Annotated in this window: 5 protein-coding genes and 1 pseudogene; 4 read left to right on the forward strand and 2 right to left on the reverse strand. The window is 29.9% G+C overall.

From position 1 onward, the window contains the following. Nucleotides 1-74: 74 nt before the first annotated feature. Nucleotides 75-2,891, reverse strand: a complete 2,817-nt coding sequence (locus tag CQZ94_RS29380) for an AAA domain-containing protein (RefSeq protein ID WP_105588260.1) — start codon at nucleotides 2,889-2,891, stop codon at nucleotides 75-77. A 478-nt stretch (nucleotides 2,892-3,369) separates the two neighbouring features. On the opposite strand from CQZ94_RS29380, the gene CQZ94_RS29385 reads away from it, so the two are divergent. From CQZ94_RS29385 to CQZ94_RS29400, 4 genes and pseudogenes are all read left to right on the forward strand, one after another. Then, nucleotides 3,370-3,684 (forward strand): hypothetical protein, encoded by a 315-nt coding sequence (locus CQZ94_RS29385; RefSeq protein ID WP_105588261.1) that lies wholly within the window; start codon nucleotides 3,370-3,372, stop codon nucleotides 3,682-3,684. 132 nt (nucleotides 3,685-3,816) lie between these two features. Continuing rightward, nucleotides 3,817-4,332 (forward strand): annotated as a pseudogene (locus tag CQZ94_RS29390) (hypothetical protein). A gap of 298 nt (nucleotides 4,333-4,630) precedes the next feature. Next, nucleotides 4,631-5,464, forward strand: a complete 834-nt coding sequence (locus CQZ94_RS29395; protein ID WP_142395965.1) for a DUF2262 domain-containing protein — start codon at nucleotides 4,631-4,633, stop codon at nucleotides 5,462-5,464. A gap of 865 nt (nucleotides 5,465-6,329) precedes the next feature. Beyond that, complete coding sequence (locus tag CQZ94_RS29400; protein ID WP_105588262.1) at nucleotides 6,330-6,803, forward strand: hypothetical protein; 474 nt, start codon at nucleotides 6,330-6,332, stop codon at nucleotides 6,801-6,803. A 113-nt stretch (nucleotides 6,804-6,916) separates the two neighbouring features. Here CQZ94_RS29400 and CQZ94_RS29405 read toward each other — a convergent pair whose 3' ends face one another. Continuing rightward, nucleotides 6,917-8,059 carry a hypothetical protein gene (locus CQZ94_RS29405; RefSeq protein WP_105588263.1) on the reverse strand — a complete coding sequence of 381 codons (1,143 nt, stop codon included), beginning with the start codon at nucleotides 8,057-8,059 and terminating at the stop codon, nucleotides 6,917-6,919. Nucleotides 8,060-8,373: the final 314 nt, after the last annotated feature.

Consider the following 8,373-nt stretch of genomic DNA (forward strand, 5'->3'; position numbering starts at 1 on the left):
GCTACGCCCTGCGCACGCTTGAGGAAGGAGAATTCTTTCGGGTAATCCGTTAAAAATAAAATTAGATAACGCTCTTATTCTATCTTTACAGTTTCTTTCGATAAATATTTAAAAGCTGTATCAAAATATTCCTTTTTTCCCCAAGTATCTGAATTTCCAATTACAACAAAATATTTTTTTGCTCTGCTTGCTGCAACATTTAATAGATTTGGAGTACTGGATGCCCAATCTAACGGTCCTGTTCGCTGATCATCTACTCCTAAAACTAAAATAACTAATGGAGCTTCTTTTCCTTGGAAAGTATGAACAGTTCCGATCTCTATTTTTTCGTTTTCTACTGAATTTTTGTTTATCTGTTTTAACTTTTGAACAACACTTACAAAAGGTGAAATAATATAGCAATCTTTCCCTGGATTATCTTGCGTAAACTTATTGGCGATCTCAATTGCTTTTTTTCCTTGATCAGGAATATAGTGATTTCCTGAACCAGTAGTTCTTCCTCCTATATTCAACCATTGACTCATGTACATTGGATCCTGTACCATATCTTTGGTCTTAGTCGCATGTAACATTTTGTCTTGATATGTTGTTTTATTACATATCTCAAACATAGGGCTCTCACAACGTCTATGAACACGAAGCGGTGACCCCAACCACTTTGTGTTATTTTTGGAGTCACTCATTGTTCCGCCAAATTTGTTATTAAGATCAGCAAATTCTTGTACACTTACTTCACTTCTAGTTAAATGATAGAAAAATGAGCTTTCACTCGTAATTCCAGCACTTTCATTTGCTATTAATTTGAGCTGATCATCACTCAATGTTACAACCGGAGGTATTTGTAATGGATCACCTACCACCACAACATTTCTAGAACGCCAAATGGCCCCAATTGCAGATTGCGGTGTAGCTTGACCTGCCTCATCAATAAACAGCCAACCAATATCTTCCGTTTTCAAATCCCTTAAAAATCTTGAAACAGAAGCAAATGTTGAAGAAATTATAGGTGTAAGTAGAAATATGGTATCAAACATCGCTTGGATGAAGTCTTCCCTTTGCTTTTCATTAATTTGAGAATCAAGATTTACTTTTTCTTTCCCTCCTAAAAAATAGGCCTTTGCTAAAGTTAAATTTTTTTCTATTTTGTCCTGGTTTTTAATTAAGAAAGTACAATATTCATCCATCATTGTTTTGAATAGCTTACTCCGAACACAATTAATACGATCTCCTTCATCATCACCATCAATATTAACAAATTGTTTTTTTGATGATTGCCATTTTTCGTTATCAATATCATCAAAATCATCGATTACTTGTGCGGTTTTAATCATACTTGATATCTGTTTTTCTAAACTATCAAAAGAATACTCAGCATTTTCATGTACATTACACAGATCATTAAGCTCGTCTGAAATATTTTGAAAATATTCTTTTATATTTGCTGATTTCCCCATTGCGGCTGATATTTTACCCCAGCAACTTTCATCCTTGCTAAATCCTAAAAACTTGTAATTGTTTTTCAATAATTCCTCATCTTTAGGCAAATCCATACTTATATTTTCAACAGCAGCATTATTATTTGATGTAACTAAAATACGATATTCTTTAAGTTTTGAATGAAAAGAATAATAATAATCCTCTTGTCCCTCAGAAAATTGTATTTTAGTAAATAAATCCTGTGTTTCCTTTAAAAACTTTACTTTTTCAAAAATAATATTTGCAAATACATCTTTTAACAATGTAGTTTTACCAGTACCGGGAGGACCGTTTACAGAAAAAATAAAACCCTCTTTTTCCTTTGAATTTGCAATAATAAGATTTAAAGCTACCTGCTGCATTAAACCTAGCGGAAAACCTGAAGGCCATCTCGTAATTGGGATATTTCGTAAAATTCTTTTTATTTCGCTAATACTCTCATTATTAAAAAAGTCTACTCTTTCTCCTGAGTTTTTTAATGTTTCCCAGTTATCTAAGGCTAAATATGTTTTTAATGCTTTACCTATCTTTTCATATTTAATGTTATATTTTACTTTCTCCAAATCTTCAATATAGAAACTATTTACTCCAACATATTCTTTGTATGTAAGTCGAATATTTTTCTCATAATCCTTATCACTAGAAAATCGAAAAACTCCTTCTTTATCGAAGTGGCTATGTTTTATGTATGATTTCAATGTGCTTTGAATGTTCCGAGAAAGTTCTAACCAATTTTTATATCTAACATGTATAAACTTTATACTCTTAGCCAATTCTACGTGTTCTTCAGACTCAGTAAATTCTAAATCATTACTAATTTTACTATAATTTTCACTTTCAATTACTGACGTTATTGCACTTATTAAATCCATCTCTAGATCTTTTAAACTTTTTCCAGGGCGAAGAAAATACTTAATTATAGGACTAACTACCACACTGGATTCTAATGTTGTATCCTTTATTGGCTTTAGCATATGATCTAATTGAATATGAATAAGAAAACTATTAGGGAATCCTTGAAAATCAGTAAAACTAATTTTCTTGTCAAATTCATTAGAAAAGTATCTTAGCACTTCTTCTTTTGCAACAGGTAAATAGAATAACGATGCTTTTGCATCCATTAAATACTTACCTTTTGCACTTTCTCCCTTTTTTTGTAGAAACATTTGCATATAATTTTGAGGTGAACCATTGGGCCTTATAAAATCAAAGTAATCAACATTAGGTTCTCTATGAAAATAATTCTTAAAATTAAAAAGGCTTAATGATTCTTTATCACAATTCATAAAATTAAAATGTTCTAGTTCAATGAAATAATTCATTACTTTTGAGGCTACTTCTTTATGATCGTTATTCTTAATTTCTTTCTTTTTACTATTAAAAATTAAAGAAAATACTTTCTTTAAACCACTCATTATTAATCTCCTTTGATAAAAATATAACACCACCTAAATTATACCAAATATTCTATTAAAATAAAGTCTGATTAAATCAAATAATTTCCTATAAAAAGCTAACTTTAGTTTTTTTTATTTATCATAATTTCTTAGCTTGATAGCGATATGTGCTACCCCTAATAAGAAAAATCGTAGAAATTTAATCTTTCTACGATTTTTAAATTATTCAATTCTGAGAGAGCGCCACATACCCAATCAACTTAAGAATTTTATAACACACAAGAACACAAAAATATATTTTCTCTTAGAGATACCAATTTTCTTATTTCGAGTTATTTGCTTTTCATGTATTGACTGTGATGTCGTGAAAACCCATTTATAAAAATAGACTCCAATAGAAATTTATATTACTCCTTCAAATAAATACAATCTTTGCAGCAAAACCATATATACTATATGAACGTATACATTAAACATGCTTAAAGGAGAACAGAACATGATAAAACATATACTTAGTTTCATTCTTGGAACAATTGTTATGTTAATTGGTTCCTCTTGGGTTATTCCCTACACCCTCGAAGCAATTGACAGTAATGTAAGCTATATTACTCGTGACAAGAAGTATTTTAGTAAGCTATATGACTATGACATTAACCTTTGGATGATAGCAATCCTTATATTTGGCATATTTTCTACAATTTCTGTTCTTATATTAAAGTTACCTAATTATAATAGGGGCAAAAGCACTCATATAAAAAAATATAGTCAAACAAATCAGCGAAAAAAAGCAAAGAGAAGGCGTCGTAAATAATTGTTTTCATATGTTAAGAGATAATAAAGTTGTTGTTTAATTCTTTTTGAACTAACAGTGCAAGATAGTTCAATAGGTATGATGATATAATTAAGGGTAATTTACTTTATTTTATAATTTATGTGGTGGAAAATGGACTCTTTAGAATTAAACAAATCTAAATATATTGTCTCTAATAGCAAAGATATTTTGCATAAAAAGCTTATTCTTGATAAACCGCTAACTAAAGATGAGGTGAAAAAATTAAACTTAGTTAATCCTACTGTATACGAAAATGAGAAGTATCTCATTCAAGAACGGTGGTTTTATAGTATTAATATCGGAGAATGGGAAGATGTGGAGATTTTTATTCAAGGGAATAATGAAAATCCCGATGTGGAGATTATCGAAATGGCAGAAAAAATATTCGATGAACTCCATCTACATATAAGCCGTGCATTAAAATATTTACAGAAATTCTTCCCTAATCAAGAAATGAAGAACTACTATCTATCCACAATATGTTTTGGATAGATGGTTAATTTTGACGATTATATATTTCCTGGTTTTAGTTTAGCATTTATTTATGAAGGTATCTTTGAGTTTCAGTATAAAGTAAAATTTAAAGACAATGGATGGCCTATTGGTTTTGAAGGTGGGCCACTTTAATAATCATAGATACTTTTTTCTTATTGTGTGGATTTAAAATAAAGATTAACTGTTTATAAAAAAGGTGCAACGCTTTATCTCTTACTAAATAAAAAGTGTCCACTATGTGAACACTTCATGTGCGCCCGTTTATGAAGTAAGGGTTTATTTGATACATTATTTTGTTACAATGAATTCAAGAGTTATGAAGCTCACTATTTTAAAATACAAACGTGACATAAACGTTCGTTTTTGTTACAAAACATAGACCAATTATAATAGAACAGGAAAACTCACAAAGTACTTATGCCTGTGGGTGATGAAGGGAATGTATACGAAATTGAGTAAATCAAGTGAAATAAGTAGATTTGAAAATAGATTCTCAGAAAATGTGTTTGAAATAGCAGCTGTCACAGGGGCATTAGGAATCGGTGCATCAAAAGGCGGTGACAACATTTTGTGGACTGCGTCAATTGATTTGATTGCGTGGAAAGACTTACATAACAATGAAACGATTACAAAAGAAGACATACGACTCGCATGGTTGGTTGATGATGCAGAATGGAGAAAATCAAAAGACATTTTGACAGCAAATACAGTTGTAACATTACAGGTGCGCAAGTCAGAAAATTCATTGATGCTTGTTAAGGTTTTGGAAACACCATATAAAGATGATGAGTTGGAAATCATCTTACAAGATGAGATGAAACCGGTTTTTTATCATGATGTGATGTTGGGTGAGTTTGAACTTGATAAAAGAGTGAAAACTTTTGAAAAGAGAATGTCTTGGGCTGGTGAAGAATGTCATTTATATTTTGATTGGAATGAAGACAAACATATGATGAAGTCTGCACTGGAAACAGCACATGCACTTTTCAAAGAGCAAGATGAATGGAACATGAAAATGAAAATGTACGCTGCAAAAGAACTGGTAGAGTTAGCAAATGAATGGCTACAAGATAATGATGAAGCAGAAATCGACGAAATTACAAAAGAAATGTTCATCGATTCCATCACATTAAGCAGCTTAAGCGTTTATTCAGAAGGTGATTTTGAAATATTCTTTTTGGATGGAGATATATTTTGGGGACATTCTATCATTGTAAGCGGAAATATTCATGAGGGGCTCTCTTCAGCAGAGATTGCAGGATAAAGTGAAACTTCCATCCACTAAAGAGAGTTGGATCCCTGTACTGGTGTTAAGTATTTTCTGCACTATTCGCTTACCTGTTCATCAGTTTTGATCAATCTTTTTTTAAAATCTACATTTAGACTTTTAACATGGGAATCCATTTTGATTAATCTTTTTCAAATTGGATTCTTTTTAGTGCTCATTCAATAAGGATTTTCAAAGCATTTATAATCAAACTTTATTTCAACCCAACAGTTACATGTTTTGTTTGCAGTCCTTACCCTATTCCACCTAACTTGCAACACGTTTACGGTGACCTTGCTCAAATCATAATAAATATGATATATCCAGCAGCTTATGTCTTTTGTGGATTTGAAATAAAGTCGCGATGTTTATAAAAAAGATGCGACGTTTTGAATAAAGTCACGACGTTTATAAAAATGTTACGATATCTTTTGTCTAAGGGTAGGTTTCTGGTTTTACTATAGGAACAGATTTGCTTAATAAGAAACTAATAGCGGGCTGGATCTACACCTGAAGTTGCATGGGGATTTTATACTTAAAATGTTATATTTAATAAGAGTGGGTATTATTTGATAATAGATGAACAGATTCAGCTAACGAGCGCTAATATTCAACAAAACGAACCTAAAAATGATCATCTAATAACGTAAGAAAAACTCACATTTTGATCAATCTTTTTTCAAAGTAGATTCATTTTATATGCCGTAAAATAAGGATTTATGGGAGATTTTTAATCAAACTTTATTTCAAAGCTACACATATGTTGTTAAAACTTACTGAAGTCCGCATAATTTATTTAAAAATGATATAATTAAGTTGCAACAAAATATTCTGTATTTTTCAAAATGGAAGGACGGATACAATGACTTTAATATTTGATTCGATACCACTTGAAATTTATGAAACTTTAAATAACGGTATACTTTCTTTTAATATTAGAACTGACGAATACACACATAATAATAATGATCCAAGTGTATTAAGTGAAGAAAACATTAAAATATCCCTTCAAAACAAAATGATTAAGATCAGACGCACAACAAGTAGTACATCTTCAAGAACTAATCAATATGAAAACATCTCACTTCAATCCATTCCATATAACAATATAGATAACATAATATTAGATTTAAATTTAGAGACTAATAGCAACTATAAATCTAGCCTTATTAGATTCTTATTTTTGCAAAATGGTCAAGTAGTGCATGAGTTCAAATTTTCAATTCAACTGTTACATATCCCAAAAGAAGTTCTTCCAAAAATAGAACAAGTAATACATAGCATTCATGAAAATTTAGTTAGAGAAATTTTAACACCTGTTTCCAGTGTGATGTAAATTAAATTTGGTTGCAAAACAACTATGTTTTTTGTAGATTAGTTGCAATTATACTACGCCCTCCGCATTGCTTCGGTTGTGGCATAAAAACTTCTTCAATAAGAGGGAATTAATTATGAATAACAAAATTGTTTTATAACCAAATCAGCGACATCTTCAATTACTAGCTCCCATTCATCATTACTATTGAAATCTAACATTGACGGTACTAGTAAATTTAGGTTTGTATCCTTTTTCCCATGTACTCTACTGTTACGATACTCATATAATTTCTTTGCAAATTCTTTCTTATTGTCTTTACTACTTATTAATCCCTTTGAAAATGCTGTATCCATTATAGGTTCTAAATTGTTTATTTTATTCAAAAGAACTTCCAATAGGTCATCCTCTTTTGTTTTATAAACTTTAGTTATTTCTTTAAGAACTTTATCCATATCATCATTTTGGTTATAGTCGAGAATTAATGATTTAAATTCATCTTTTCTATTAATTAAAAAGAAATATTCTAGTACTTTATAAAAACTTAAAAAATTACGATTTAATTTTCCTTCATTGTAAAAAGCTAACGCTTCAGTATACTTACCCAAGCTGAAATTTTTAATGAATTCACTTTCATCTACTCCCTCAATCTCATTCCAACCACCATAGTAATAAGAATACTGATAAATATGTGGATAATCATTGGAGTACTCCGTTGGGGAATGCTTATACAAATAGTACAATGCATTTTGAAGATAATCTTCAAGCATTTCCTTTTTCACATTTCTTAATTTAATAGTGTAGTAATGATCCCACTCAAAATGCTTATACATTGATATATGATTAAAAATCAATTTAAATGTTTCACTCGTACAACCAATCTCAAATTCAACATCATTAATTTTAAAATTCAGTACTTGTGTTTTTGAAAGTCTTCCTTGAAATTCTTCGTTTAATTTAAGATATTCAAAAAAATACTCGGCATAATTGTTAGCATAAAAACCCTTATCTTTAGAATACTTCATTTTTTTATTGTCCAGTTCATAATTATAATTCTTAAAACATTCTTCTAAGCCGTACCATACATATCCCTCTAATATGGGAATACCTGATGTGATAAGATTTTCTCGTGTAATAACTATTTTATTTTTAGATTCCTTTTCTTCTAGAATAAAGATATTCTCATCATGTTTTAAAACACTAAAAAGTCCTTCTTCTATCCAATACTGATAATATATATCTAACATTCTAAATGCAACCATATCCGTACTACTCATTATCTCAATCTCCTTTTGCACATTAAATAATTCCTCCACTTATTTACTCTACTGTAACTATTTATTTTAAAGCTACGAATACATCTGTTGCTTTTAAATAAAGTTATGATGTTTATAAAAAAGACGCGATGTTTTGAATAAAGTCACGATGTTTCAAAGAAAGTTGCGATAAAAAAGAAATTAATCTTTTGTTTAAAAAGATTAATTTCTTTTTTATGATTTAAATGTATTTTAACTTTATTATAAAAGAGCCTAAATCTGGTCTTATCCCTGTCAAGTAGACAGTATTAAAAAGACTAAGCAGCCATCGAGAC

Source organism: Bacillus sp. MYb209 (genome assembly GCF_002975175.1).
Classification (GTDB): domain Bacteria; phylum Bacillota; class Bacilli; order Bacillales; family Bacillaceae_G; genus Bacillus_A.